This is a genomic window from Mesorhizobium sp. C416B (assembly GCF_030323165.1).
In the GTDB taxonomy this organism is placed as follows: domain Bacteria; phylum Pseudomonadota; class Alphaproteobacteria; order Rhizobiales; family Rhizobiaceae; genus Mesorhizobium.
On the sequence record NZ_CP100471.1, the window covers coordinates 5,067,175 to 5,092,007 of the forward strand.

Consider the following 24,833-nt stretch of genomic DNA (forward strand, 5'->3'; position numbering starts at 1 on the left):
CCGAGAGCGCCGCCTTCTGGTTATGTTGCCGATGACAGATCAGCTGTTGTTGGCGGTCCCGGCGCTCGGGAATTGGCGTGCGAACTCCTTTTCGTCGCCGGCGGCAAGCAGCTTGGCCTGCTCGACCCACTTTTCGCGAGCGATGCGGCCGTCGAAATTCAGCGTGTCCTCGATGCGCTTGACGTCGGCCGCGGTCCAGCCGGCGATCTGCGCGTAGGTCGTGACGCCAAGGCCCTTGAGCAGTTTGTCGTTGACCGGGCCGATACCGATCAGGCGACGCAAATTGTCGGCCTTCCCAGCTGCCGGGGCGGCCTTCTTCGGGACGGCGGCGGGCTTTGAAGCCGCGGCTTTGGGCGCGGCCTTGGCGGCGGCAGGTTTGCTGGCCGCTGGTTTTGCGGCCGCGGATTTGGCCGCAGCTGGTTTGGCCGCGGCGGGTTTGGCGGGGGCAGGTTTCGCGGCCGAGGCGGACTTGGCCGTTGCCGCTGTCGACACCAGCGCGGCCGGCGCCGAACTGGAAGGCTTGGCGGATGGAGTCGATGTTTCACGCAGCCGGCGTTCGAGATCGGCGCGGGTCTTGCCGCAGGCGTCGAGTTCGCCAGTCAGACGATCGGCGTCGGCGCGCAGTCTGTCACGCTCGCTGCGGGTGCGGTCGAGATCGCCGCGCAGGCTGTCAAGTTCGCCGCGCAGCCGGCCCCAGATAAACCAGCCAACCAACACACCTACAAGGAACGCCAGGACAATGTAAAAGAAGGTCATCGTCTCTCTCCAGTCGGATCCGTCCGCCGCCGTCCCAAGTCATGACCTTGGCAGATCGGATCATCCAATGTGGTTCGGCGGCTCAGGGAACAGCCGGTCTGTCGTCGACTGTCGGCGTTCGGCTTTCCCGCCCATTGCCAACCGTCGCTGTCGCATTCGTCAGACCGCTGCCATGGGCCGGGATGCTGTCCGGCCTTAAGCCGCGCGCCCGGCTGAGCTTCGGTCGGAAAGCTATCATACGGCTTCGGGAAAGCTAACGGAAAATTTCGCCGGAGAGTTATTCAAGAACAGATATTTAGAACAAGAACAACGCTGCCGTCACATGCATTCCGGCTAAACTGTTCTGCGATTCCGCAAAGTCGAGACCGCTCCTGAACCTGTCACTCTGCGCCATCGGTCCAATGGGTGCGCGCATTAACTGTCGAGCGCTTCCAACTCGTCGATCAGGCCGCCGATCACGCCAAGCCCGATCTGCCAGAAGGCGGGGTCGGTGGCGTCGAGGCCGAAGGGCGCGAGAAGCTCCGAGTGATGCTTGGTGCCGCCGGCGCGCAACATCTCGAAATACTTGTCCTGGAAGCCATGCTCGGCGTTCTGGTAGACCGCGTAGAGCGAGTTCACCAGGCAGTCGCCAAAGGCATAGGCGTACACGTAGAAGGGGGAGTGGACGAAGTGCGGGATGTAGGTCCAGAAGACCTCATAGCCCTCACGCAGCTTGATCGCCGGCCCCAGGCTTTCGGCCTGCACCTCGAGCCAGAACTGGCCGAGCTTGTCGGAGGTCAGTTCGCCGTTCTTGCGCTCTGCATGCACCTTGCGCTCGAACTCGTAGAAGGCGATCTGGCGCACGACCGTGTTGATCATGTCCTCGACCTTCTGGGCGAGCATCGCCTTGCGCTCGCGCTTGTCGGTGGTCTGGTCGAGCAGCGAACGGAAGGTCAGCATCTCGCCGAACACCGAGGCCGTCTCGGCCAAAGTCAGCGGCGTCGAAGCCATCAGGGCGCCCTGGCCGCCGGCCAGCACCTGATGCACGCCGTGGCCGAGTTCATGCGCCAGCGTCATCACATCGCGCGGCTTGCCCATGTAGTTGAGCAGCACGTAAGGGTGCGCCGAAGGCACGGTCGGATGGGCGAAGGCGCCGGGCGATTTGCCGGGCCTGACCGGCGCGTCGATCCAGTTGCGGTCGAAGAAGGTGCGGGCGATCTCCGCCATGTCGGGGGAAAAGCGCTGATAGGCCGACAGCACAGTGTTCCTGGCATCATCCCAAGGAATCACCGCTTGCGGCGTTTCGGGCAAGGGGGCGTTGCGGTCCCAGTGGTTCATCACCTCCATGCCGAGCCAGCGCGCCTTCATCGCGTAGTAGCGATGAGACAGGCGCGGATAGGCCTCGCGCACGGCAGACGCCAGCGCATCAACCACGCTGCGCTCGACGCGGTTGGCGAGATGGCGGGAGTCGGCGATGTCCTCAAAGCCACGCCAGCGGTCGGAAATCTCCTTGTCCTTGGCCAGCGTGTTGGTGATCAGCGTTAAGGTGCGCAGGCTCTTGCGGAAGGTTGCGGCCAGCGCTTCGGAGGCGCGGCGGCGGACCTCCCCATCGGCGTCCTGGAGGCGGTTCAGCGCCGGCTCCAGCGTCAGTTCCTCGCCGTCTATGTCGAAGCGCAGATCGGTCATCGTCTCGTCGAACAGCCGGTTCCAGGCACCGCGTCCGGTGATCGATTTCTCATGGAACAGCTGCTCGACCCGGTCCTCGAGCTGGTAGGGCTTGTCCATTCTGAGGTCGAGCACCCAGGGGCGGTAATGGGCAAAGCCGGCGTCGGCGGCGAGGGCTGCTTCGAGCGCCTTGTCGTCGATCAGGTTCAGCTCCAGCGCGAAGAACAAAAGATGCGCGCTGGCGTCGGTCATCTTCTCCTGGATGTCGCCATAGAGCTTTGCGCGCTGCGGATCGGCGGTGTTGCCGGCATAGATCAGGCCGGCATAGGAGACGATGCGGCCGATCAGTTCCTCCAGCGCCTCATAGGCTGTCAGCGCCTCGCCAAGCCTGCCGGCGCTGCCGCGCTCGGCCTCCGCAGCCAGCGTGCCCTTCCAGCGGTTCTCGAAGGCGACGGCATCGGCCGCCGCCTTGGCAAGGTCGCGCTTCAGTTCGGGCGCCTCCATGCCGGAATAAAGATCGGCGAGATTCCATTCCGGCAGGTCGCCGAGTTCCGCCGCGCCCTGACCGGACGCTACCGCCGCAAGCTGCCGACCGAGAATCCTGCTCATCAACAATTACCTTCTGGAATCAAGGGGAAAGGACAAGCCGGTCAAATCCTAAGGAATTCGTTCACCGGGTTTTTTGAAACCTTGTTTAGAACCCTGTGCCAAGATGATCCATGGGAATTTCCCAGGCGGGCAACTCAAATCAGTCATGACAGGTTCCATTCTTATAGTCGATGACGATCCCGTGCAGCGCCGGCTGCTCGAGGCGGCGGTGACGAAATTCGGCCACAGCGCCATCGTTGCCGATGGCGGCGAGGCCGGTCTGAGCGCGCTTGACGGACCCAATGCGAGGGATATTTCGGCAGTCATCCTCGACCTTGTCATGCCGGGCCTCGACGGCATCGGCGTGCTGAAGGCGATGCGCGAGCGCGGCATCACTGTTCCCGTCATTGTGCAGACTGCGCAGGGCGGCATCGAAACGGTGGTTTCGGCGATGCGCCACGGCGCTTTCGATTTTGTCGTCAAGCCGGCGTCTCCCGACCGGCTGCAGACCGCGGTCGGCAACGCGCTCAAGGTCGAGGCGGTCGAGGACGAGGTCAAGCGCACGTCGCGGCGTCGCGGCGGCCACCTGACCTTCAAGGACATGATCACGCACAGCCCGGCGATGGACCGGGTGATCCGCCTCGGCCAGAAGGCTGCGGCCTCCAACATCCCGATCCTGATCGAGGGCGAATCGGGCGTCGGCAAGGAATTGGTGGCGCGCGCCATCCAGGGCAGCGGCGAACGCCGCACAAAGCCGTTCGTCACCGTCAATTGCGGCGCCATCCCCGACAATCTGGTCGAATCGATCCTGTTCGGTCACGAAAAAGGTTCGTTCACCGGCGCCACCGAAAAGCACACCGGCAAGTTCGTCGAGGCGCATTCGGGCACCCTGTTCCTGGATGAGATCGGCGACCTGCCGCTCGACGTGCAGGTCAAGCTGTTGCGCGCCGTGCAGGATGGCGAGGTCGATCCGGTCGGCGGCCGTTCCACCGTCAGGGTCGACATCAGGCTGATCTCGGCCACGCACCGCAACCTTCTGCAGCAGGTCAAGGACGGCAAGTTTCGCGAGGACCTGTTCTACCGGCTCAACGTTTACCCGATCGTCGTGCCGCCGCTGCGCGACCGCCGCGACGACATCCCCTATCTGGTCAAGCATTTCATGGACAAGGTGGCGCCGGCGGGCAATCGCCTGCACGGCATCTCGGATGCCGCACTGGCCATGCTGCAGGCCTATGATTGGCCGGGAAACATCAGGCAGCTGGAAAACGCCGTGTTCAGGGCCTCGGTGCTTGCCGAAGGCGATGTGCTCACGACTGACGAATTTCCGCAGATCCGGGCGCAGGTCGACGGCACCGTCAATCTCGACGCCGATGCGTCCTTGTCGGACCCCGGCATGGCCTTGAGCACCGGATCGCAAGGCGATGGCGCGCAGACTGATGACGCCGGTACTGCAGCTGCCGAGCTCGCCCCTCCGGCCAGGTTGCTTCAGCGTTTCGGCACATTGAGGGCGCTGGACGAGCGTGGCAATGTGCGTGCGCTGGCCGATGTCGAACTCGAAATGATCAAGCTCGCCATCGACCATTACAACGGCCAGATGAGCGAGGTCGCACGGCGTCTCGGCATCGGCCGCTCGACGCTCTACCGCAAGCTCAAGGAATACGGCATCGACCCGGAAACCGGCCGCCTCGACCGCCTTGCCTCCTGAACGCCGAATTCCACAGCTTGCCAACGCAAGGCCGGGACCAGCTTGCCATGCCACATCCGGCGCTGCATAAGGGTTGGGGCGGGAATATGGCTGATGCGGACAGCGTTGTTCACGCATTAAGGCCAGCGGTAACAGATCGTGTAGCGGGAAAAGGCTGAATCTTGATCTAAACCAGCAGTTTACCAAGAAATCCTGTGTATTATTTTTGACGGGATATCGCCACGGTGTTACCGCATTTCGGCTTCAATAAGCGATGATTAACCATTAGGATCGATATTCGGATGTGAGAACCACGCATCCGTTTGGACAAATCCGGGGACAAACGGCAGCCTGCAAGGCCTTTTGATTTGAACAAAGTCGAACGACACAGAAACGGGCGGCGCGATCACATGGGCGTCTGGCCGAGATGGCTGGCAGCGTTGATCGTTGCGTTCGCTTTCCTCGCCGCAACTGCTGCCGGCGCCAGCGCTGAAACGCGCTCGCTCAAGCTCTATCACCTCCACACGCACGAAAAGGCCGAGATCGTCTACAAGCGCAATGGCCGCTACGATCCGGCAGGCCTCAGGAAGATCAACATCATCCTGCGCGACTGGCGTCGCAACGAACCGACCAAGATGGATCCGCGCCTGCTCGATCTGGTGTGGGAAGCTTACCGGCAGGCCGGGGCCACCGACTATATCCAGGTCGTCTGCGGCTATCGCTCGCCGTCGACTAATTCGATGCTGCGCAGCCGCAGCCGCGGTGTCGCCAAGGAAAGCCAGCATATGCTGGGCAAGGCGATGGACTTCTACATTCCGGGTGTGCCGCTGAAAAAGCTGCGTAACATCGGCCTGAAGATGCAGGGCGGCGGCGTCGGCTACTATCCGTCGTCGGGTTCGCCCTTCGTCCACATGGACGTCGGCAATGTGCGGCATTGGCCAGGCATCAGCCGCCAGGAACTGGTCAGCCTGTTCCCCAATGGCAAGACGCTGCATGTGCCGAGCGACGGCAGGCCGTTGCCGGGTTATGACCAGGCGCTCGCCTCCTACAAGGCGCGCAAGGGCGCCGGTTCTCCTGCCATCATGATGGCCAGCGCAGGCGGCAGCACCAAGAAATCCGGTGGCTTCCTGTCCGCGTTCTTTGGCGGTGGCGGTGAAGACGAAGCCGACGACAGCGCCGATGTCGCTACCGCCGCGCCGCCGCCGAGAAGCGTGAAGCCGGTGCTGGCTGCCACGAGCAACAACAACAGCAATCTGCCTGGCATCGCGATCGTGTCGCCGCAGAACGCCAAGCGCGCCAACATTCCGCAGCTTGCCGACGACAGCGCTGACGATTCGGAGCCGCAGGACACGCCGGAGACGATCATCGCCGCGCTGCCCGCCAAGGAAGTGCCGCTGCCCGCTTTCGCACCGCGGCCGAAGGCCGATGTCGGCGCGCAACAACCTGAGACCGTGCCGTTCGGCGTGGCCGATGCCACCACCGAACAGACGGTGGCGACGGCGCAGGCGCCGGCCAATGTGCCGTTCGGCACGGCCGATGCGAGCAATGCCGACCAGGGGGCCGATCAAGCTGCCGCTCCGGCGCAGGTCGCGGTCAACGTCCCGTTGCCGACCTGGCGTCCCGACCGCTCTTCGCCGCCGGCTGAGCTTGCGCCGCAGGACAAGGGCGTTCTGCTGGCGCTGGCCGATACGGCTGCCCACAAGCAGACCGCAACCGACGCGTTCTCGGTGCTGCCGTCGCAGCGTCCGGACGAGGTCAAGGCGGTTCTCGAACAGGCCAGCGCCGCCGATGCAGCCGGTGCTACCGACGACTATCAGGTTGCGTCGCTTGAGCCGCGCTCGGCGTTCAACGATCCGTCAGGTGTCGATGCCGCATCGCCGCGCGGCGCTATTGCTGCCCGTCCCGCCGGTACCGATCCAGCCTCGGTGATCGGCGCCGGCGTCAAGACGACACGCAAGGAAGCAAGGGCTTCGGCCCGCGACCTGAAGCCAGGACCGAAGGCAGTGGTGGTGGCGGCCGAACCGCAGGCGGCGCGCTGGGCGCTGAGCAGCGGCGACAACATCGCCACCGTTTCCAGCCCGACGACTGCGCCGCGCTATGCCTACAACATCGTGCATACGCCGCCGAGCGAGGTCTACACCGCAGGCTTCCATGCGGACAACCAGATGGCCGATGCCAACCGCTTCACCGGCAATGCCGTAAAATTCCTTTCGGTCGCCCGCTTCCAGACGAAGTAAGAGCTCGACGGGGTAAACATTGAAGCCGCGCTGGGCAACCCGCGCGGCTTTTGCTTCTAGCGAGATATCGAGCACTGGCTTCCATCGCCACAGAATGCTAACCACCAAACTGCATTCCCGCTTCGTCTAATGGTAGGACAGCGCCCTTTGAAGGCGTGAATCGTGGTTCGAGCCCATGAGCGGGAACCAAAATCTCAACGCGTAGCAAACCCGGTCGGCGCAGCTGGCGGGTTTTTGTGCCGAGTGCAATTCCGGGAACACTGTGATTTTCCCGGAAAAGCGCGGAGCGCTTCCCTTGGGAATTGCGCAAAGACAAAGTAGCGGAGGTTATTTTCCGAGCTTGCTCGCGGTCTGTGCGAGCGCCTCGATCTCATCCCACTTGCCGGCCTTGACCAACTCGTCCGGCGCCACCCACGAGCCGCCGACGCAGATAACGTTGGACAGGCTGAGATAGTCGGCGGCGTTCTTGGCCGAGATGCCGCCGGTCGGGCAGAATTTCACGTCGGCCAGCGGCGAGGCAAAGGCCTTCAGCGAGGCGATGCCGCCGGATTGTTCGGCCGGGAAGAATTTCAGGAACCGCAGGCCGGCCTCGCGGGCAGCCATGATCTCGCCGGGCGTGATGGCGCCGGGCAGCAAGGGAACGTCGCTGTCCTTGGTCGCCGCCAGCAACTCTCGCGTGATGCCGGGGCTGACGATGAATTTCGATCCGGCGGCCGCTGCCTCGTCGAACTGCTTGGCATCGAGAATTGTGCCGGCGCCGACAATGGCGCCCTCGACCTCACCGGCGACGCGGCGGATCGCTTCCAGCGCATCGGCGGTTCTCAGCGTGATCTCGATTGCCGGCAGGCCGCCGGCGGCCAGCGCCCGGGCGAGCGGGACGGCGTCCGCGACATTGGCGATCTTCAGCACCGGAATGACCGGCTGGCCATTGAGCAGCGACAGGAGCGTTTCGGTCTTGCTGAGCATTGGCTTGTCTCTCCCTAGGTGATTTCAACCGATTAGCAGAAGGCCGATTCCGAGTCCACGAAACCCGGCCTGCCGCGATGTCACATGTCGGCCAACGAGCCTGCGGGCGAATACCGACGAAGTGCTTTAGCTCTGCCTTGAATCCGCTTTGACCACAGTCTAGTGGCTTGGCGATGACCAACCATGAACCCGTGCGCGTCGCCGCGCTCTACAAATTTGCGAGGCTGGGCGACTTCGACGCGCTGCGGGTCTTGCGCACGCCGCTTGCCGCCTTCTGCTGCGGGCGCGGCATCAAGGGCACGCTGCTTCTGGCGCAGGAGGGCATTAACGGCACGGTCGCCGGCAGCGAAACCGACATAGCCGACCTGATCGCTTATCTCGAGGCCATCGAGGGTCTTGCCGATCTCGAGGTCAAATACAGCACTGCCGCCGAAATGCCGTTCCATCGCATGAAAGTGCGGCTGAAGCGCGAGATCGTCACCATGGGCGTCGAAGACCTCGACCCGGCGACGGGTGCGGGGACCTATGTCGCGCCGGCCGACTGGAACGCGCTGATCTCGGACCCCGGCACCATCGTCATCGACACACGCAACGCGTACGAAGTGTCGATCGGCACGTTCGAGGGCGCGGTGGACCCGCGCACGTCGAGCTTTCGCGAATTCCCGGCCTGGGTGGAAAAACACCGCGACCAACTCGACGGCCGCAAGGTTGCGATGTTCTGCACCGGCGGCATCCGCTGCGAAAAGGCGACGGCCTATGTGAAGTCGCTCGGCTTCGAGGATGTGTTCCATCTCAAGGGCGGCATCCTCAGATATCTTGAAGAGGTGCCGGCCGAAGACAGCCTGTGGCAGGGCGAGTGTTTCGTCTTCGACGAGCGGGTCTCGGTGTCGCATGGGTTGACCGAAGGCGAGGCCGAACTCTGCCGCGCCTGCCGGCATCCGCTGACGCCGGAGGACCGGCTGTCGCCGCATTTTTCCACCGGCGTGTCATGCCCGCATTGCTACGAGGCACGCTCGGATGAGGATCGCACCCGCTATGCCGAGCGCCAGCGCCAGGTCGAACTTGCGCAGGCGCAGGGCAGGGGACATATCGGCAGTTAAGTGCCGCCGACGCCCTGACTGGATCACCAAACGACAGAATAGCGGTCGATCACCCACAGCCATGTGCCGTCGGCCTGCCGGCGCGCGACCTCTGAGGTTATCGAGCCGTCGGCAAGCCTGGTCGACGTCAACGCGAGGTCGCCGTTAATGGCCGCCGGGCGCTGCTCGCCGCGCTGGAATTTTCGCCAGCTCGCGGCAAAGGCTTCGAACAAAGCGCGGATCGCCTCATGGCCACGCGTCAATTCGGCTGCTCCGGTATCGATGACGGCATCGGGTTGGAACAACGCCACCATGCCGTCAATGTCTCCGGCCCACTGCCGGTCGATCAACAAACGTTCCAGATCCTGCGGATCGCGAGCCGGTTCCCGGCCAGGTTGATCGGTCACGGCAAGGTTCCTCCCTCGGCAATGCGGCGGCGACATTAGCGCAAGCCGGGGCCGGTATTGACACACCGATCACCGATTTGCGGCATTGCCGGCGCCGATAGCAAAGCGCGTCTCCGTCATTGTAATGTCAGTGTGCGGGACCTACCTCTGCAACGTCCAAAACCTGCCCGTTCACGTTTGGCGCGGGCCCTTTTCTGGAGGCACCATGTTCGACCCCAAGAAGCTTCTCGACGATCTGCTCGGCTCGCAAGTTCCCGGCACAACCGGCACCGTTCGCGACAAGGCCGGGCAGGCTGTGCAGATGGCCAAGGACAATCCGCTGGCCGCCGGTGCGCTGGCTGCGGTGCTGCTTGGAACCGGCACGGGACGGCAGGTCACCGGCACGGCCGTGAAGCTCGGCGGACTGGCTGCGATCGGCGGTCTCGCCTACAAGGCCTACCAGAATTACAAGGCCGGCAATGCACCCGAGCAGGCGCCGGCGGCCGGCCAGCCGGAATTGCTGCCGCCGCCCGCCGACACCGGCTTTCATCCTTCACAGGCGCCACAGGGCGAGGACGAGTTCACGCTGACCCTGGTGCGGGCGATGATCTCGGCGGCCAAGGCCGATGGCCATGTCGATGACGCGGAACGCCAAAAGATCGCCGGCAAGCTCAGTCTGGCCGGCATCGGCACGGAAGCGGAAAAGTTTCTGATGGCCGAGCTGGACAGCCCGCTCGACCTCGATACGCTGGTCGCCGGCGCCAAGACCGATGAGCAGAGGCTCGAGCTCTACACGGCGTCGCGACTGACGATCGACCCCGATACGCGCGCCGAACGCGGCTATCTCGACCTGCTCGCCGGCCGGCTCGGCCTGCCGGATGCGCTGGTCGATCATGTCGAGGCGACGGTGTCGGCGGCCAAGGTGCCGGTCCCGTCAGGCACGGCGCCGAACCCGCGCTGGTAGACAACGCAGCCGCGCGCCTGGGGCAGGGGGGCCGAGGCCGGAAAAAATGCGTTAACGTCTCGTTTACCGAGGAAGCGCATGATTTTAGTCAGTCGGATCGGCTTTCCTCCTCCCAAGCCCGGTTCAGATCAGGGCGGTCGCCAATGACCGCCCTTTTTGTTGGACCGATCACATAAAGTGCGTCGCGCTTCATGTTTTTGTCCTGATGCATGTCGTTCTCTCACAACCGGGGCCACTTTGAGCGACATGCACAGTGTCCGGCTTGCCATGATCCCCGTCATTTGCGATGGGTCGGTGCATTCGGATGCACCCCGATCTGTTGCCGGGATGCGCGGCGCGCAGGAGCGAAATCCATGACAGCCCTCACAGAGAAAACCGCCATCGTCACCGGCGCCGGCACCGGCATCGGCAAGAGCGTCGCCACGGCGCTGCTCAAGGCGGGCTGGAACACGGTGTTTTGCGGCCGCCGCAAAGCGGTGCTCGACGCCGCCATTACCGAAGCCGGGAAAGCGGACGCCAAGGCGCTGGCAGTTGCCTGCGACATCAGCAAGGCCGGCGAAGTCGATGATCTGTTCGAGACGGTGGCCGCAGCCTTCGGCCGCGTCGACCTGCTCTTCAACAATGCCGGCATGAGCTACAAGTCGACGCCGATCGACGAGATACCGGTCGAGGTTTGGAACGATATTGTCGGCGTCAATCTCACCGGATCCTTCCTGTGCGCCCGCGCCGCCTTCGGCGCCATGCGCAAGCAAAAGCCGATGGGCGGCCGCATCATCAACAATGGCTCGGTGTCGGCCTATGCGCCACGGCCGGGCTCGGTGCCCTACACCGCGACCAAGCACGCCATATCGGGGCTGACCAAGACGCTGGCGCTCGACGGCCGGCCCTATGATATCGCCTGCGGCCAGATCGACATAGGCAACGCGCTGACCGATATGGCGCATGCCATGACGGTCGGCGTGCCGCAGGCCAATGGCACCATCGCCGCCGAAGCGGTGATGGACGTCCAACGCGTCGCCGACGCCGTCGTCCACATGGCCAGCCTGCCGCTCGACGCCAACGTGCTGTTCATGACCGTGATGGCGACCAAGATGCCGTTCGTGGGGCGTGGGTGAGCAGCCGAAGGCCTACTTCTTCAAAAACGCCTCGATCCGCTCCAGCGCTCGCAAGATGTTCTCTTCGGAATTGGCGTAGGAAAGCCTGATGTAGCCTTCGCCGAGAATGCCGAAATCGGGACCGCCGATCAGCGCCACGCCGGCCTCCTCGAGCAGTGCCGAGGCGAGCTTCTTGGCCTTCCAGCCGGTCTTCGAGACATTCGGAAAGGCATAGAAGGCGCCCTTCGGCGTTATGCAGGAGACGCCGGGCAGCGCGTTCAGCCCCTCGACCACGATCTTCCTGCGGTTGTCGAAGGCGCGCATCATCTTGTCGACATCGTCCTGCGGGCCGTCGATCGCGGCGATGCCGGCGAACTGGCTCGGCGCGTTGACGCAGGACCAGCAATTGACCGCCAGCTTGCGGACCTTGTCGTAGAGATGCCCGCCCTTGTCGCCATTCGGCCAGATCGACCAGCCCATGCGCCAGCCGGTCATCGCCCATGTCTTCGACCAGCCGTTGAGCACGATCAGCCGGTCGCGAATTTCCGGAAAATTGAGCAGCGAAAAATGCGTCTCGCCGTCATAGGTCATGACGTCGTAGATTTCATCGGAGAGGATGGCGACCTGCGGATGCGCTTGCAGTCCCTTCACCAGCTTCTCGATCTCGGCGCGCGGCGTGACGCCGCCGGTCGGGTTGGCCGGTGAGTTGAGGATTAGCAGTCTGGTCTTCGACGTGATCAGCGCCAGCGTCTCTTCTGCCGAGAAGGCAAAGCCGTTCTCCTCGCGGATCGGCACCGGAATGGGCGCGGCGCCGGTGAACTCGATCATCGAGCGGTAGATCGGAAAGCCTGGGTCTGGATAGAGGATCTCGGCGCCGGGTTCGCCGAACATCAAGATGGCCGCGAACATGGTCGGCTTGCCGCCGGGCAGGATCATTACATTCTCGGGCGAGACTTCGACGCCGGTAGTGGTCAGCGTGCGCCGCACCACCGCTTCGCGCGTCGCCAGCAGGCCATTGGCGGGGGTGTAGCCATGGTGGCCGTCGCGCAGCGCCTTGATCGCGGCCTCGACAATGTGCTGCGGCGTTTTGAAGTCGGGCTGGCCGATGCCGAGATTGACGATGTCGCGGCCCTGTTGAGCCAGTGCAGTCGCGCGCGCCAGCACGGCAAAGGCGTTTTCCTCGCCGAGACGGTCGAAGGCCGAAATCGTGTGGAGCATTTTTCCCGTCCGTGTGGTTCTTGCTGTTAGGTCGCGTTTTTGTGAGCGTCTGCTCACAAAAGTCAAACGGATTGGAGTTTTGCGTGTCGGAAAATCTCAAAGATTGGCAAGCGCGTCCGCGGCCCGAGCGCAAGCCCATTGACGGCCGCTATGTCCGGCTCGAACCGCTGAGCGCCGAAAAGCACGGCGATGGGTTGTACGAGGCGTCGTCCGTGCCCGACATCGATGGACGCTTTGCCTGGCTGCCCGACTACCCGCCGCAAACCCGCGCCGATTTCCAGCCATGGCTGGACAAGGTCGAGGCGAGCGAGGATCCGCTGTTCTTCACCGTCATCGACAAGGCCAGCGGCAAGGTCGCCGGGCGACAGACGCTGATGCGCATCGATCCCGCCTATGGCGTCATCGAGATCGGCAACATCTATTGGGGGCCACTGATCTCGCGCAAGCCGGCAGCGACCGAGGCGCAGTTCCTGTTCATGAAGTACATTTTCGACGGGCTCGGCTATCGCCGCTACGAGTGGAAATGCAACAACCGCAACGACCCTTCGAAGCGCGCTGCGGAGCGGTTCGGCTTCAAGTTCGAGGGCATTTTCCGCCAGCATCTTGTGGTCAAGGGTGAAAACCGCGATACGGCATGGTACTCGATCATCGACAAGGAATGGCCGGCGCTGCGCAAAGCCTATGAGGCATGGCTCGATCCTGCCAATTTCGATGGCGAAGGCCGGCAGAAGCGGCGGCTCGAGGATTTCCGCGCCGAGTTCGGCGCGTAACAGGAGTTTTTTCCGATGGCGCACAGCCATGATCATGGTTTGCATGCTGGGCATGGCGCCGGCCACGTGCATGGCTCGACCGACAAGAAGCGTGTGCTGATCGCAGCCTGCCTGACCGCCGGCTTCATGGTGGCCGAAGGGCTTGGCGGCCTTTTGACGGGATCGCTGGCGCTGCTGGCCGACGCCGGCCACATGCTCGCCGACTCGATCGCGCTTGGCCTTGCCTGGTACGCCTTCCATCTTGGCGGGCGGCCGGCGACGGTGCGCCTCACCTTCGGCTTCGGCCGAGTCAAGACGCTGGTTGCCTACACCAACGGCATTGCCATCTTCGCGATTGCGCTGTGGATCGTCTACGAAGCCTGGGGCCGGCTGATGACGCCGGCGCCGGTGCTGGGCGGGCCGATGCTGGTGGTGGCGATCGCCGGCCTTCTGGTAAACTTCGCCTCGTTCTTCGTGCTGCATGGCGGCGACCGCGACAGCCTCAACATGCGCGGCGCCATCCTGCATGTGCTGGGCGACCTGCTCGGTTCGGCGGCGGCGATCGTGGCGGCGCTGGTCATCCTGGCCACCGGCTGGACGCCGATCGACCCGATTCTGTCGGTGCTGGTCTCGGTGCTGATCCTGTCCACCGCATGGTCATTGATGCGCGAAGCCGCCCACGTCCTTCTCGAAGGCGTACCGAAAAGCCTCGACCGCGACATCATCGCCAAGGACATTGCCGGCACCGTCAAGGGCGTGCGCGAGGTGCACCATATGCATGTCTGGTCGCTGGACGGCTCCAGCAACATGGCGACGCTGCATGCCTGCCTCAACGATGGCGTCGATCCGCACCAGGCGGTCAGCGCCATCAAGAAGCGGCTCGCCGCCGAACACGGCATCAGCCACGCGACGGTCGAACCGGAATTCGGCCAGTGCGCCGACAGCCATGACGAGCACGATCATGACCACGACCATGGTGCGCCACCGCATCACGGCCATTATCACTGACAGGGAATTTCATGGCATTGGCATCCGAGTTGACGAGTTCCCGCTGTGGCGGGACGGCATGATGGATCGCGACACGCGAAACGCGCTGATTGCCGCAGCCTGGATCATGCTGCTGTTCGGCATCGCGGCGTTCTATCTGCCGACCGTGATGCTGGCCGTCGGCAATGTCTCGACCGTACTTGCCGGCATCGTCGGCATCGCCTTCGTGCTGGCATTCTTTCTGGTGTTCTGGTTGCGGGGTCGCAGCCAGAACAAGGGCAAATAAGAGGCTTTGAAATGCGCATCCTGATTACTGGCGCCGCCGGCATGGTCGGCCGCAAACTTGTCGACCGGCTGGCCAAGGACGGCACGCTCAACGGCCGCAAGATCACCGGGCTCGACCTGCACGACATCGTGCCGCCGCAGGCGCCGGCGATGGACGGCGTCAGCATCGCCACGCATACCGGCGACCTTGCCGACGCCGGTGCTGCCGAGAGCCTGGTCGCCTCACGACCCGACGTCATGTTCCATCTCGCCGGCATCGTGTCGGGTGAGGCGGAAGCCAATTTCGATCTCGGCTACCGCGTCAATCTCGACGGCACACGGGCGCTGTTCGACGCCGTGCGGCTGGCGGGCTTTTCGCCGCGTCTGGTCTTCACCTCGTCGATCGCGGTGTTCGGCGCGCCGTTCCCGGATGTCATCCCGGACGACTTTCATCCGACGCCGCTGACCTCCTACGGCACGCAGAAGCAGATGAGCGAAGCGCTGCTGGCCGACTATTCCAGGCGCGGCTTCTTCGACGGCATCGGCATAAGGCTGCCGACCATCTGCGTGCGGCCCGGCAAGCCGAACAAGGCGGCGTCAGGTTTCTTCTCCGGCATCATCCGCGAGCCGCTGAGCGGCCACGAGGCGATCCTGCCGGTGCCGCGCTCGGTGCTGCACACCCATGCCAGCCCGCGCTCTGCGGTCGGTTTCCTGATCCATGCCGCCGGGCTCGACGGTGCCGCTGTCGGGCCGCGCCGCAACCTCACCATGCCCGGCGTTGCCGTCACCGTCGGCGAGCAGATCGAGGCGCTGGAGCGCACTGCAGGCGCCGAGGTGGCGAGCCTGATCCGTGAGGAGCCCGACGAAACGATCTGGGCGATCGTCAAGGGTTGGCCGACGCGCTTCGAGGCGCGCCGTGCAAGGGACCTCGGCTTCAGCGCCGAAAACAGTTTCGATGAAATCATCCGCGCTCATATCGAGGATGAGCTGGGCGGAATGATCGCGGGTCAGGCCTGACCCGCCGAGGTCACACAGCTCCGGACAGGCTCGCCGACAACAGCAACAGCCCGAACAGGAAGACGAAGGCGGCGCCGCCGATTTCGACGACTGTGTGGATGCGGTTGCCCATGCGGCCGTCGCTGGCGAAATAGACCGCCCAGTTCTTGGCTGTCACCGCGATCGTCGCCAGCGCCGAGACTGTGATGGCGGTGCCGATCGACATCGCCAGCACCGAGAGCAGGCCGCCGAGCCACAGGCCGTTGAGCAGCGCGAAGCTGAGCACAATCAGCGCGCCGGAGCAGGGACGGATGCCGACGGCGGCTACTGCCGACCAGGCCGTGCGCCAGTCGAAGCGATCGCCCGACAGCAGCGCCGGATCGGGCGCATGCGAATGGCCGCATGTGTCGCAGACCTCGCCGGCTGGGTGATCGTGATGAGCGTGGTCGTGATGGGAATGATCGTGCGTGTCGTGGTCGTGCGCAGCGTGATCGTGATGATCATGCGAATGGTCGTGATGCACATGCAAGGCATGCGAATGCGCATGCGCCGCGTGGCTGTGAGCGGCATGCGAATGGCCGCCATGGGAATGACCGGCGTGCGCTGCCGACAGGCTGTAGGCGGGCGCCTTGCCGAACCAGCGCAGGACCGTAGGCCCGAGCTTGCGCCACAGCAGCCAGGCGCCGAACAAAGTGACGAAGACATAGCTCATGATCTCCATGAACCAGGCTGCGTCGGTCATCGAGATGGCGGTGCCGCGCAGGACGAAATAGGCAAGCAGCATCACCAGGATCGCGGTCAGGCCCTGCAGCAGCGCCGAGACGAAGGACAGCAGGATACCGCGCCTGAGCGCCACTTCATTGGCCACCATGTAGGACGAGATCACCGCCTTGCCGTGGCCGGGGCCGGCGGCGTGGAAAATGCCGTAGGCGAAGGACAGGCCGATCAGCAGCCACATCTTGCTGCCGTCCTCGCGCATTGCTTTCATCGCCATGGCCAATGCGCGGTAGAATTCCTGCTGGCGCAGATTGATCCACATCAGGATGTGGGCGAACGGGCCGGTGGTGGGCGCCATGCCGTCATTGACACCGATGCCGAGTGAGCTCTGGGCATGGGCCTGCCCGAGAAAGTGCGTCATCAGCAGGGCAGCGGCCACGAGGCCGAATGCCAAACGCAGGGACGGTTTCATCACCGGATCTATCCTTCTGGCGGGCAATTCAGTTCGAGCTTGGTGGCGAAGATCTTGCTCATGTCGGTGCCTGTCGGGTCGTTGAAGAACGCGTCCGTCAGGGTCTTCTGGTTTTCCTTGATCGCCTCGTCTGGATCAGGCCGGATGACGCTCTTGGTGCAGTTCGAGGGCAGGCCTTCCACCGTGATGTTGCTATCCTCGGTGAAGTCGATCGCTGTGTAGAAGGTTGGATCGTAGACGCCGAAATCGATCTTGCCGGCGAGCTTAATCGGCACCTTGGGTTCGGATTCGAACAGGATGATCAACTGGTCGTTGTCGAAATTGGCCATCAGATGCGGTGGCGGCGTCATAGGCACGTCCTTGCCGTCGACGGTGACGAGCTGGAAATAGTTGAATTCGGCCAGCGAGGCATGAACTGTGTCGGCGACATCCTTCAGCTCCTTGTCGTCAAGCTTCAGGTCGGAGTTCTTGTCGAACTCCATCATCACCGTACTCGAAAACAGATCATCGAAACGCCAGAGGTGACGCAGCGCTTTCACACTTTGGTGATCCGGCGAGAGGATCACGTCGAGGCGGGCCTCGGCGAAGACATGAGGATGCGCGCCAGCCGCTCCGACGGAGGCAAAAGTCGTCGCCAGGGCCGAAGCCAGCATGATTGCGTGCCGTTTCAGATGCATTCTCGGTCGCTGTTCCATCGGCCTCGGAGAGATTTCGAGAGGTTACCAGAAACGGGGCGAAATTGGGACCGCGGCACGGCAGGACCGGCTCAAGCGCTCTCGCGGTTCTTGAACCATTGCACCAGGAAATCGACGAAGACACGGACCTTGGCCGGCAGATAGCGACGGTGCGGGTAGACGGCGAAAATGCCGCTGCCCGACTGGATGCGGTCGTCGAGCAAGGACACCAGCAGCCCGGATGCGAGGTCGGGCGCGGCGATGAAATCCGGCAGGATGGTGAAGCCCAGACCGGACACGGCGGCGGCTCGCGCGGCCATCGGGCTGTTGACCTCGATCGGACCCGATACGTTGACACTGACTGACTCCTCGCCATCGCCCCTGAAGCGCCAGTTGGCGAGCGAGCGGCCATTGGTGTCGACGATGCAGGGCAAGTTGGCGAGATCCTGCGGGCGCGTCGGCTTGCCGTGCTTGGCGATCAGCTCCGGCGAGGCGCAAAGCTTGATCGAAAACGGCCCCAGGCGGCGGGCGATCAGCGATGAGTTCTCCAGGCGCGAGATCCGCACGGCAAGATCGAAACCTTCCTCGACCAGATCGACAAAACGGTCGTCGAGATGGATGTCGAGCACGATGTCGGGATGCTGTTTGGCGAAGTCGATGAGCGACTGGCCTATCGGCGCGTCGGCGAAGGTGCGCGCCGCGGAGAGCTTGATCCTGCCGCGCACGTCGCCGGAGGATTCGCGCACGGCGTCGGCTAGGCTGTCGACCTCGCGCACGATTTCCGAAGCGCGGCTGTAATAGGTATGGCCGGCCTCAGTCAACGAGAACTGCCGCGTGGTGCGGTTGAGCAGCAGCGCGCCGAGTTCGTCCTCGAGTTCGCGCACATATTTCGACAGCAGCGCCTTGGAGCGACCGATCTTGCGCGCGGCCGCCGAAAAGCCTTCGGCCTCGACGACGTCGATGAAGGCGCGCATGCGGGTCAGTGTATCCATCATCAGGCCTTTCGTGCCGCATCGAGAATTCGCCGGCCGAGCCGTATCAGGGCAATGTCGCTGCCGGGAGGACCGAGCAGCGAGAGGCCGAAAGGGGCGCCGTCAACCGAGCCCAGCGGCAGGGTGATTTGCGGAAAGCCTGAAAGACCCGAAAGGCACAAAAGATGCAAGGCCCTTTCGCGGTAGGCCTGGAGCTGCTGCGGCTCGCTTTTGACCAGAGGTGCGGGGCCTGGAACGGTAGGCAGGACAAGAAACCCGTCCTGGCCGAGCAGCGCGGCTAGCTCGGAGCGGAACGTCAAGCGGCGCACCGCCTCGGCCCGCGCGGTCTTTTCGTCGATTGTCCGGCCGAAACCAAAGCGCTCCTCGACGCCCGGCCCGAGATCGCGCTCGCCCGAAATGATCCAGGCGCCATGCTGCTGCCAGGCCTCGGCGGCCTGGAGGCGGCGAAAGCACCAGTAGAGCTCGTCGGGGAAGGAGGCGAAGCTGTACTCCACCGGCGCCGGCTCACCGATAAGACTGGCGGCCAGCGCTCTCATCCTGGCATATTCGGCTGCCTCGGCGGGACCGGCCACGAAGGCGTCCAGCCAGCGGATCGACAGCGGGCTGTTGAGCGGATGCTGATGCGGGTCGCGGCCAAGCAACAGCTTGCCGACCGTCTCATAGGTTTCGATGTCGTCGGCGAACCAGCCGAACGTATCGAAGCTCGGCGCCAGCTTCATCGTGCCTTCGAGCGAGATGCGGCCATGCGTGGTGCGCAGCCCGATCAATCCGCAAAAGCTCGCCGGGGCGCGGATCGAGCCGCCGGTGTCCGAGCCGGTGGCGATGTCGGCGAGCTTGCCGGCCACCGCCGCGGCCGATCCGGAGGACGAGCCGCCGGTGACGCGATCGGGAGCGGCCGGGTTCACCGGAAACGGAAAATGCGCGTTCTGGCCCATCAGCGAGAAAGCGAACTCGTCGGTCTGCGTCTTGCCGATGAAGCGCGCGCCGGCGTCGAGAATCATCTGCACGGCCGGTGCCGTGCTGGACGCGGCATGCGCCTCGTCGAACTTCACCGGATTGCCGCAACCGGTGCGGTAGCCGGCGACGTCGTAAATGTCCTTTACCGCCAGCCTGAGCCCGGCCAGCGGCCCCAGTTCCGCATTGGCGACCGGCATGCGGCGCAGGTCGAGAAAGGCGTTGAGCGGGCCGTGCGTGCCTGGCATCGTTCGATATCCGTACACAGTAGGCCCAGCATTGTTCGATGCCGGAAATTTTACAACCTGGGATACGATTTTTATTGATTGTGAAATCTTTCGATCTTATATCGCGCTTGCCCAAAGTCGCACGTGCCTGTGGGTGTCCGCCGATCCTCGAATGGTGAGGGAAATCGGTAAGGTAACTGGAGCTAACCCCTCCAGTCGGTCTAGCGGCCAACCGCCAGCCCGAGGACACCTTGAAGCAACGACGGTGCGGGCCTTTCTGGTGTTCTGCCGGTCGTCCAAAGACCGGGGTTACTGAAGAGGCACACCTTCATTGCCGGCAGTGCGGACGGGTCTCCCATCCAAGCCAAGGCAGACAAAGCGAACCGAGGCCGGGCAAGGCCAAGGTTCACCGCCGCGAGATGGCGTTTCATGGTTCCGGGGTCTCCACCGGCTGGTTCCATGGATTTCCGTCCCGCCTTTGTTTGACCGCGTGTTCGCGAGGCCGAAAGCCCCGCGTCCGCAGCCTTATTGCGCGCCGCAAGGCGTTAATGGAGAGACCCCGATGGCCACCCAGCGCATCCTCGACTTCCTCGCCACCCGACGTCCGTCCGGCCCCTGCCTCGTCGTCGACCTCGATGTCGTGCGCGACAATTTTCGCGCCTTCGAAAAGGCGCTGCCCGATTCCCGGATCTACTATGCGGTGAAAGCAAATCCGGCGCCGGAAATCCTGCGCCTGCTTGCTGCGATGGGCTCGTCCTTCGACACCGCTTCCGTTGCCGAGGTCGAGATGGCGATGGACGCCGGTGCGCCGGCGGACCGTATCTCCTTCGGCAACACCATCAAGAAGGAGCGTGACATTGCACGCGCCTACCAGCTCGGCATTCGGCTGTTTGCCGTCGATTGCGTCGAGGAAGTCGACAAGATCGCCCGCGTCGCTCCCGGCGCCCGCGTGTTCTGCCGCGTGCTGACCGACGGCGAAGGCGCCGAGTGGCCGCTGTCGCGCAAGTTCGGCTGCGTGCCGGCGATGGCCGTCGACGTGCTGCGCCATGCCAGGACGCTCGGCCTCGACGCCTATGGCGTGTCGTTCCATGTCGGCTCGCAGCAGACCGACCTGACGGCGTGGGACCGTGCGCTGGCCGACGCCAAGAAGGTGTTCGCCACGCTCGCCGATGAAGGCATCGTCCTCAAGATGGTCAATATGGGCGGCGGTTTCCCGACGCGCTATCTGCGTGACGTGCCGGCGGCCCAGGCCTATGGCCAGGCCATCTTCTCGGCGCTGCGCAAGCATTTCGGCAATGCGATCCCTGAGACCATCATCGAGCCGGGTCGCGGCATGGTCGGCAATGCCGGCGTCATCAAGTCGGAAGTCGTGCTGATCTCGAAGAAGGCCGAAAACGACAATGTGCGCTGGGTGTTCCTCGACATCGGCAAGTTCGGCGGTCTGGCCGAGACGATGGACGAGGCGATCCGCTATCCGATCGTCACCCGCCATGACGGTTCGGAGACCGCACCTTGCGTGCTCGCCGGCCCGACCTGCGATTCGGCCGACGTGATGTACGAGAAGACGCCGTATCCGCTGCCTCTGTCGCTGACCATCGGCGACGATGTGCTGATCGAAGGCACCGGCGCCTACACGACCACCTACTCGGCGGTCGCCTTCAACGGCTTCGAGCCTCTCCGATCCTACGTGATCTGACGGCTTCGGCCTTCAGATCACCCCAGGCGGACGTTTGCGTCCGCCCGGGTTCGCCTGTGGAACAAGCTCCGCTCGTGAAGGATCGCGGAAATGGACATTGTAAATTACATTGACGGCATTGGATTCTCCCCCCCGAGGGGGAGATGGCCGGCGCCATTCCCATCGTCGCCGAAACTGCGGCAGACATTGCATCGCGTGAAGCGTTGCTCGATCGCGCCATGGGGCCGATGCGGCGCAAGAAATCGTCGGAGAAGCTGCGGCGCGGCCGCCGGCCTTCCGAAGGCCTCGCTTTTGTCGTGCGCGATGCAACCGGCGCGGTTGCTGGTACGGTGCGGCTGTGGGACGTGCGTCTTGGCGAGGGTGGCCCGGGAGCACTTCTGCTCGGACCGCTCGCCGTCGATCCGGCGCTGAAGAACGCCGGCATCGGCTCGGCGCTGATGCGCCATGCTTTGGCCGAGGCCGCGCGTCTCGGCCATGCCGCGGTGCTGCTGGTCGGCGATGCGCCTTACTATGGCCGCTTCGGCTTCTCGGCGGAGAAGACCGGCGCGCTCGCCATGCCTGGTCCGTACGAGCGGCACCGCCTGCTGGCGCTGGAACTGATCGATGGTGCGCTCGACGGCGCGCATGGCACGCTGAAGGCTGCAGGTCGCAAGCTCAAGGCACAGAGGCTGTCGCTGGCCGCCTGATTGTCCAAAAACAAACGCCGCCGGTCCTTTGCATTTCAGCGAGGGCGGCGTTTTGTTGTTGCGAAGGGCTCAGCCGATCAGTTGGCTGAGCGCCATGGCGACCGACATATCGCCTTCGACCTTTATCTTGCCGGACATGAACGCCATGGTCGGGTTGAGGTCGCCGGCGATCAGCGAATCCAGATCGTCGAGCGACAGCTTTATGGTGCAGTCGGTCGGCGCGTCGGTGGTCGAGACGGTCGCGCCGTCGATGACGATGACGCCGTTGCTGCCGGTATCGAACTTCACGGAATGTTCGAACCCGGCGCTCGCCACGCGCGACCTCATCTTCTCGGCAATATCCTGAACGCTCATGACTGTTCTCCTGGTCTCGTTGCGTTTTGCCGCGCTTCAGTGACCGGCCTCCGCCGAAGTCACTGTCTCGCGCGTACCGCGATCTGGTCGCTTGGCGCATATAGCTTCGAGTTGACGTAAACGTCAACGCGCGATGCGTCATCTCGTTTCAGTCGGAAGGAATGCGGCAGAGAACATTCGCCCTGCGACGAAGGTTAGTGTTCAGCAGCGGGCTTCGCCGCCTCGGCCTGGGCCGATTCCGCCGGGGCCGGTTCGGTCGGCGTGGCCGGATCCTTGCGGCGGCGCATGGCGTTGTCGCGGATTTCGTCCTTGGTCAGGAAGTTGACCTGGTCGATCAGCACTTCATGCACCAGGTCGGCGCCGACGCGGGCGTTGACGGTGTCGCGTATGGCCTTGCGGAAGGCATCGAGATCGATGGTTTCCTTCTTGGTGAAGTCGATCTGAGGATTGGAGTAGAGATAGGAATAGACCTGATCGGTCATCAGCGCTTCGGCCGGGATCGACATCTTCTTTATCTCGGCCGGCTCGACCGTGTAGACGAGCTTGGTGAGGAAATAGCCGTCGATCTTGGAATCGCGGATCAGCGGCACCGAGATGATGTCGGTCTTGACGTAGTCGAGGCCACCCAGCATCGGTTTCGGCGTCTCGCCGACGCCGCGCTCACCGGCCGCCTGGAACGAATAGAACACCGCGCCAAGCGTGGCGGCGCAGATCCAGATCGCGGCAGCGATGAATTTGATCACCGGTTGTTCCCGCCTGTTGCCGAGATCATCAGCTCGCCCAACCGAATTCGCCGGCCGAATAGGTGCCGTCGGCTTCGGCGCGCTGAATGGCGTTCTTCAACAGCGTGGCGACTTCGTTGACCGCGTTGAGGTGGGCGAGGATTGCAGCCTCGTTTTTCGCGAGCTTCTGGCGCAGCCGCGCCAGACTGTCGCGATGCTGTTCCAGGAATTCGATCTCGTTGGCGCCCTTCATGGCGCGGGTCAGCTCATAGAGGTAGCGGCTCTTGCGGGCGTTGGAGGCCTTGAGGTCATAGCTGGTGTCGTTCTTCAAACCGGCCGTCTCTTCCTCGACCGCTTCCTCGATGCGGCCGATGATGGCGGCAAGGTTGCCCGGCCGTGCAAACGGGATCGGCGCTTCGGACGTACGCGCCGGCAGGTTGGAAGAGTATTTTGAAAAATCGGCCATTGAAAATCCTGGTCTAGATCTTGATTTCGGTTTTGATGGTCGTCTCGTCGCCGGTCATCGACCCTGCGGCCTTGCGCTGCAATTCCTCGACCAGCGAGGTGGACAGCCGGGTCTGCTGGTCGATCTCGGTCTTGTGCGGCCCGGTTGACACCGGGCCGATCGGCACGGTGCGCTTGCCGTCCTTGTAGTGGTCGGCGAGCAGCGATTTGGCGATGCCGATCCCTCCGCGCTCGGCCATGACGTCGGCGACACGCTCGGCAAGCTGCGATTTCCATATGTCGCCGGCCAGCCCCTTGCCGTAGACGCCCTCTGTGTCCTTGGGCAGCATGTTCTGGATGAAGGTCTGCAAGACCATGGCCTCGAACTTCTTGAATTTTCCCGCGGGATCGGCGCCTGCCGCGGCCTTGTCGGCCGTGGCACGCGACAAGATCGAGCCGGTATCCACCGAAGCCGCCATGTCGACCAAAAAGGCGCCGCCAACGCCGTTGGCCCGCTTGGCCAGCGCGGCACGGGCAGCCTCGATATCCGCCGGGTCGACGGCTCGGGCAACATCGAGAACGATGTCGCTGGGTGGAGAAATCGCCAAGAAAGTCCGCCTCTTTGCCGGGTTTCCTGAGCGACCATGCCGCAGCAAGCTTGTGGCAGGCTTGCCGGCTCGAAATCCTTCGCCGGATGCTAGGCCATTGCTATCAGCAGCGGCAACTCCGGCTGGGTCGATGCGATCTGGTCGTTTGCGGTGGGCGCTGCCGGCGTCGCCATGGTCAGATCGTAGGTGGCGTAGGCGCAGAGGCCGAACACGGCGCCGTACACCCAACACAGCCCGCCGCACGGAACGAAACCGAACGCCGTCCGCAGGTAACCCGGCTCTAACTTCCGATTATTCCTGCCCTCGCCTCTGCGCGATCAGATCGAGCCGGTCGCGGTCGGAGCGTTCGCGTTCGTCCTGTCGGCGCACGTCCTTGTAGGCGCGCTCGACCATGTTGGTGCGCGCCGTCGCAGTGGCGATGAGCGTGACCTCCTGCCTGGCGCCTTCCAGGCTCGCTTCCTGCCGGACCAGCGCATTGGCGATGCGGCGATGGTAGAGGTCAGGGAACAGCACCGCCATCGACTGGTCGGCGTCGAAATGCTGGACAAGTTCCCTGGCCTCGGTTTCGGCGGTTGCCGCTGCCGCCAGGAAGGCCGCATGGCGCGTCTCGTGCAGGGCCTTCAGCTGCTCCTGCACCTTGACCAGTTTCTTCAGCCGTTCCTTGCGCGTGCTCAT

The 24,833-nt window shown here is 63.8% G+C and carries 27 protein-coding genes and 1 tRNA gene; 12 read left to right on the forward strand and 16 right to left on the reverse strand.

Translation table 11 applies throughout. From position 1 onward, the window contains the following. Nucleotides 1-39: 39 nt before the first annotated feature. Nucleotides 40-756, reverse strand: coding sequence for a helix-hairpin-helix domain-containing protein (locus tag NLY43_RS24745; protein ID WP_023683256.1), 717 nt, complete (start codon nt 754-756; stop codon nt 40-42). Nucleotides 757-1,170: 414 nt separating this feature from the next. Continuing rightward, nucleotides 1,171-3,009, reverse strand: coding sequence for a M3 family oligoendopeptidase (locus NLY43_RS24750; RefSeq protein WP_023710946.1), 1,839 nt, complete (start codon nt 3,007-3,009; stop codon nt 1,171-1,173). Nucleotides 3,010-3,154: 145 nt separating this feature from the next. On the opposite strand from NLY43_RS24750, the gene NLY43_RS24755 reads away from it, so the two are divergent. The 3 genes from NLY43_RS24755 (at nt 3,155) to NLY43_RS24765 (ending at nt 7,098) form a co-directional block, all read left to right on the forward strand. Further along, the gene (locus tag NLY43_RS24755) at nt 3,155-4,693 is read left to right on the forward strand and encodes a sigma-54-dependent transcriptional regulator (protein WP_023671940.1); all 1,539 of its coding nucleotides are present in this window, start codon (nt 3,155-3,157) and stop codon (nt 4,691-4,693) included. Between the two features lie 389 nt (nt 4,694-5,082). After that, nucleotides 5,083-6,909, forward strand: a complete 1,827-nt coding sequence (gene mepK, locus NLY43_RS24760) for a peptidoglycan L,D-endopeptidase MepK (protein ID WP_023710947.1) — start codon at nt 5,083-5,085, stop codon at nt 6,907-6,909. 115 nt (nt 6,910-7,024) lie between these two features. Continuing rightward, nucleotides 7,025-7,098: transfer RNA gene (locus tag NLY43_RS24765), tRNA-Gln, on the forward strand. A gap of 138 nt (nt 7,099-7,236) precedes the next feature. On the opposite strand, the gene NLY43_RS24770 is transcribed toward NLY43_RS24765, so the two are convergent. Beyond that, nucleotides 7,237-7,875, reverse strand: a complete 639-nt coding sequence (locus NLY43_RS24770) for a 2-dehydro-3-deoxy-phosphogluconate aldolase (RefSeq protein ID WP_023710948.1) — start codon at nt 7,873-7,875, stop codon at nt 7,237-7,239. A gap of 173 nt (nt 7,876-8,048) precedes the next feature. On the opposite strand from NLY43_RS24770, the gene trhO reads away from it, so the two are divergent. After that, complete coding sequence (gene trhO / locus NLY43_RS24775) at nt 8,049-8,975, forward strand: oxygen-dependent tRNA uridine(34) hydroxylase TrhO (protein ID WP_023710949.1); 927 nt, start codon at nt 8,049-8,051, stop codon at nt 8,973-8,975. A 23-nt stretch (nt 8,976-8,998) separates the two neighbouring features. Here trhO and NLY43_RS24780 read toward each other — a convergent pair whose 3' ends face one another. Then, nucleotides 8,999-9,361 (reverse strand): YybH family protein, encoded by a 363-nt coding sequence (locus tag NLY43_RS24780; protein WP_023710950.1) that lies wholly within the window; start codon nt 9,359-9,361, stop codon nt 8,999-9,001. A gap of 205 nt (nt 9,362-9,566) precedes the next feature. Here NLY43_RS24780 and NLY43_RS24785 point away from each other — a divergent pair, with 205 nt between their 5' ends. Next, the gene (locus NLY43_RS24785) at nt 9,567-10,304 is read left to right on the forward strand and encodes a tellurite resistance TerB family protein (protein WP_023671935.1); all 738 of its coding nucleotides are present in this window, start codon (nt 9,567-9,569) and stop codon (nt 10,302-10,304) included. 88 nt (nt 10,305-10,392) lie between these two features. Here the strand turns inward: NLY43_RS24785 and NLY43_RS24790 are convergent, their stop codons facing one another. After that, nucleotides 10,393-10,515 carry a hypothetical protein gene (locus NLY43_RS24790; protein ID WP_023710951.1) on the reverse strand — a complete coding sequence of 41 codons (123 nt, stop codon included), beginning with the start codon at nt 10,513-10,515 and terminating at the stop codon, nt 10,393-10,395. Nucleotides 10,516-10,657: 142 nt separating this feature from the next. Here NLY43_RS24790 and NLY43_RS24795 point away from each other — a divergent pair, with 142 nt between their 5' ends. Beyond that, a complete protein-coding gene (locus NLY43_RS24795; protein ID WP_023710952.1) occupies nt 10,658-11,419 on the forward strand; it encodes an SDR family oxidoreductase in 762 nt (253 codons plus the stop codon). A gap of 12 nt (nt 11,420-11,431) precedes the next feature. Here the strand turns inward: NLY43_RS24795 and NLY43_RS24800 are convergent, their stop codons facing one another. Then, a complete protein-coding gene (locus NLY43_RS24800; RefSeq protein ID WP_023710953.1) occupies nt 11,432-12,616 on the reverse strand; it encodes a pyridoxal phosphate-dependent aminotransferase in 1,185 nt (394 codons plus the stop codon). Between the two features lie 83 nt (nt 12,617-12,699). Between NLY43_RS24800 and NLY43_RS24805 the strand changes: the two genes are divergently transcribed. The 4 genes from NLY43_RS24805 to denD are packed head-to-tail and all read left to right on the forward strand — an operon-like array spanning nt 12,700 to nt 15,633. Continuing rightward, on the forward strand, nt 12,700-13,386 hold the full coding sequence (locus NLY43_RS24805; protein ID WP_023710954.1) for a GNAT family N-acetyltransferase: 687 nt from the start codon (nt 12,700-12,702) through the stop codon (nt 13,384-13,386). A 15-nt stretch (nt 13,387-13,401) separates the two neighbouring features. Beyond that, complete coding sequence (locus NLY43_RS24810) at nt 13,402-14,373, forward strand: cation diffusion facilitator family transporter (protein ID WP_023710955.1); 972 nt, start codon at nt 13,402-13,404, stop codon at nt 14,371-14,373. 58 nt (nt 14,374-14,431) lie between these two features. Further along, nucleotides 14,432-14,638, forward strand: a complete 207-nt coding sequence (locus NLY43_RS24815) for a hypothetical protein (protein WP_023686390.1) — start codon at nt 14,432-14,434, stop codon at nt 14,636-14,638. 11 nt (nt 14,639-14,649) lie between these two features. Next, nucleotides 14,650-15,633: a D-erythronate dehydrogenase gene (denD, locus tag NLY43_RS24820; protein ID WP_023710956.1), complete on the forward strand. Its 984-nt coding sequence runs from the start codon at nt 14,650-14,652 to the stop codon at nt 15,631-15,633. Nucleotides 15,634-15,643: 10 nt separating this feature from the next. Here the strand turns inward: denD and NLY43_RS24825 are convergent, their stop codons facing one another. The 4 genes from NLY43_RS24825 to NLY43_RS24840 form a co-directional block, all read right to left on the reverse strand. Continuing rightward, nucleotides 15,644-16,801: a nickel/cobalt transporter gene (locus NLY43_RS24825; RefSeq protein WP_502882180.1), complete on the reverse strand. Its 1,158-nt coding sequence runs from the start codon at nt 16,799-16,801 to the stop codon at nt 15,644-15,646. An 8-nt stretch (nt 16,802-16,809) separates the two neighbouring features. Then, the gene (locus NLY43_RS24830) at nt 16,810-17,478 is read right to left on the reverse strand and encodes a DUF1007 family protein (RefSeq protein WP_023671926.1); all 669 of its coding nucleotides are present in this window, start codon (nt 17,476-17,478) and stop codon (nt 16,810-16,812) included. An 89-nt stretch (nt 17,479-17,567) separates the two neighbouring features. Then, a complete protein-coding gene (locus NLY43_RS24835) occupies nt 17,568-18,467 on the reverse strand; it encodes a LysR family transcriptional regulator (protein WP_023671925.1) in 900 nt (299 codons plus the stop codon). A gap of 2 nt (nt 18,468-18,469) precedes the next feature. Beyond that, a complete protein-coding gene (locus NLY43_RS24840) occupies nt 18,470-19,669 on the reverse strand; it encodes an amidase (RefSeq protein WP_023710958.1) in 1,200 nt (399 codons plus the stop codon). Between the two features lie 541 nt (nt 19,670-20,210). Here NLY43_RS24840 and odc2 point away from each other — a divergent pair. Together odc2 and NLY43_RS24850 are read left to right on the forward strand one after the other, a co-directional pair. Then, complete coding sequence (odc2, locus tag NLY43_RS24845; RefSeq protein ID WP_023671923.1) at nt 20,211-21,344, forward strand: ornithine/lysine decarboxylase; 1,134 nt, start codon at nt 20,211-20,213, stop codon at nt 21,342-21,344. A gap of 143 nt (nt 21,345-21,487) precedes the next feature. Then, nucleotides 21,488-22,030 (forward strand): GNAT family N-acetyltransferase, encoded by a 543-nt coding sequence (locus tag NLY43_RS24850; protein ID WP_023686385.1) that lies wholly within the window; start codon nt 21,488-21,490, stop codon nt 22,028-22,030. Nucleotides 22,031-22,099: 69 nt separating this feature from the next. Here NLY43_RS24850 and NLY43_RS24855 read toward each other — a convergent pair whose 3' ends face one another. The 6 genes from NLY43_RS24855 to NLY43_RS24880 all read right to left on the reverse strand — a co-directional run bounded on the left by NLY43_RS24855 (nt 22,100) and on the right by NLY43_RS24880 (nt 24,833). Further along, nucleotides 22,100-22,384 (reverse strand): SCP2 sterol-binding domain-containing protein, encoded by a 285-nt coding sequence (locus NLY43_RS24855; protein ID WP_023683274.1) that lies wholly within the window; start codon nt 22,382-22,384, stop codon nt 22,100-22,102. A 194-nt stretch (nt 22,385-22,578) separates the two neighbouring features. Beyond that, entirely contained in the window at nt 22,579-23,127 is a 549-nt protein-coding gene (locus tag NLY43_RS24860; RefSeq protein WP_023683275.1) for a hypothetical protein, read from the reverse strand. 28 nt (nt 23,128-23,155) lie between these two features. Then, the gene (locus NLY43_RS24865; RefSeq protein WP_023671919.1) at nt 23,156-23,572 is read right to left on the reverse strand and encodes a hypothetical protein; all 417 of its coding nucleotides are present in this window, start codon (nt 23,570-23,572) and stop codon (nt 23,156-23,158) included. Nucleotides 23,573-23,585: 13 nt separating this feature from the next. Then, nucleotides 23,586-24,158, reverse strand: a complete 573-nt coding sequence (locus NLY43_RS24870) for a rod-binding protein (RefSeq protein ID WP_023710959.1) — start codon at nt 24,156-24,158, stop codon at nt 23,586-23,588. Nucleotides 24,159-24,247: 89 nt separating this feature from the next. After that, entirely contained in the window at nt 24,248-24,382 is a 135-nt protein-coding gene (locus NLY43_RS24875; RefSeq protein ID WP_023691742.1) for a hypothetical protein, read from the reverse strand. A gap of 67 nt (nt 24,383-24,449) precedes the next feature. Beyond that, nucleotides 24,450-24,833: a hypothetical protein gene (locus NLY43_RS24880; protein WP_023691741.1), complete on the reverse strand. Its 384-nt coding sequence runs from the start codon at nt 24,831-24,833 to the stop codon at nt 24,450-24,452.

What these genes read in the sequence shown, in the direction of transcription:
- NLY43_RS24745 (WP_023683256.1), bottom strand. Translation starts at nt 756, where the DNA reads ATGACCTTCTTTTACATTGTCCTGGCGTTCCTTGTAGGTGTGTTGGTT.
- NLY43_RS24750 (WP_023710946.1), bottom strand. Translation starts at nt 3,009, where the DNA reads ATGAGCAGGATTCTCGGTCGGCAGCTTGCGGCGGTAGCGTCCGGTCAG.
- NLY43_RS24755 (WP_023671940.1), top strand. Translation starts at nt 3,155, where the DNA reads ATGACAGGTTCCATTCTTATAGTCGATGACGATCCCGTGCAGCGCCGG.
- mepK (WP_023710947.1), top strand. Translation starts at nt 5,083, where the DNA reads ATGGGCGTCTGGCCGAGATGGCTGGCAGCGTTGATCGTTGCGTTCGCT.
- NLY43_RS24770 (WP_023710948.1), bottom strand. Translation starts at nt 7,875, where the DNA reads ATGCTCAGCAAGACCGAAACGCTCCTGTCGCTGCTCAATGGCCAGCCG.
- trhO (WP_023710949.1), top strand. Translation starts at nt 8,049, where the DNA reads ATGACCAACCATGAACCCGTGCGCGTCGCCGCGCTCTACAAATTTGCG.
- NLY43_RS24785 (WP_023671935.1), top strand. Translation starts at nt 9,567, where the DNA reads ATGTTCGACCCCAAGAAGCTTCTCGACGATCTGCTCGGCTCGCAAGTT.
- NLY43_RS24790 (WP_023710951.1), bottom strand. Translation starts at nt 10,515, where the DNA reads ATGCATCAGGACAAAAACATGAAGCGCGACGCACTTTATGTGATCGGT.
- NLY43_RS24795 (WP_023710952.1), top strand. Translation starts at nt 10,658, where the DNA reads ATGACAGCCCTCACAGAGAAAACCGCCATCGTCACCGGCGCCGGCACC.
- NLY43_RS24800 (WP_023710953.1), bottom strand. Translation starts at nt 12,616, where the DNA reads ATGCTCCACACGATTTCGGCCTTCGACCGTCTCGGCGAGGAAAACGCC.
- NLY43_RS24810 (WP_023710955.1), top strand. Translation starts at nt 13,402, where the DNA reads ATGGCGCACAGCCATGATCATGGTTTGCATGCTGGGCATGGCGCCGGC.
- NLY43_RS24815 (WP_023686390.1), top strand. Translation starts at nt 14,432, where the DNA reads ATGATGGATCGCGACACGCGAAACGCGCTGATTGCCGCAGCCTGGATC.
- denD (WP_023710956.1), top strand. Translation starts at nt 14,650, where the DNA reads ATGCGCATCCTGATTACTGGCGCCGCCGGCATGGTCGGCCGCAAACTT.
- NLY43_RS24825 (WP_502882180.1), bottom strand. Translation starts at nt 16,801, where the DNA reads ATGAAACCGTCCCTGCGTTTGGCATTCGGCCTCGTGGCCGCTGCCCTG.
- NLY43_RS24830 (WP_023671926.1), bottom strand. Translation starts at nt 17,478, where the DNA reads ATGCATCTGAAACGGCACGCAATCATGCTGGCTTCGGCCCTGGCGACG.
- NLY43_RS24835 (WP_023671925.1), bottom strand. Translation starts at nt 18,467, where the DNA reads ATGGATACACTGACCCGCATGCGCGCCTTCATCGACGTCGTCGAGGCC.
- NLY43_RS24840 (WP_023710958.1), bottom strand. Translation starts at nt 19,669, where the DNA reads ATGCCAGGCACGCACGGCCCGCTCAACGCCTTTCTCGACCTGCGCCGC.
- odc2 (WP_023671923.1), top strand. Translation starts at nt 20,211, where the DNA reads ATGGCCACCCAGCGCATCCTCGACTTCCTCGCCACCCGACGTCCGTCC.
- NLY43_RS24850 (WP_023686385.1), top strand. Translation starts at nt 21,488, where the DNA reads ATGGCCGGCGCCATTCCCATCGTCGCCGAAACTGCGGCAGACATTGCA.
- NLY43_RS24855 (WP_023683274.1), bottom strand. Translation starts at nt 22,384, where the DNA reads ATGAGCGTTCAGGATATTGCCGAGAAGATGAGGTCGCGCGTGGCGAGC.
- NLY43_RS24865 (WP_023671919.1), bottom strand. Translation starts at nt 23,572, where the DNA reads ATGGCCGATTTTTCAAAATACTCTTCCAACCTGCCGGCGCGTACGTCC.
- NLY43_RS24880 (WP_023691741.1), bottom strand. Translation starts at nt 24,833, where the DNA reads ATGAGCACGCGCAAGGAACGGCTGAAGAAACTGGTCAAGGTGCAGGAG.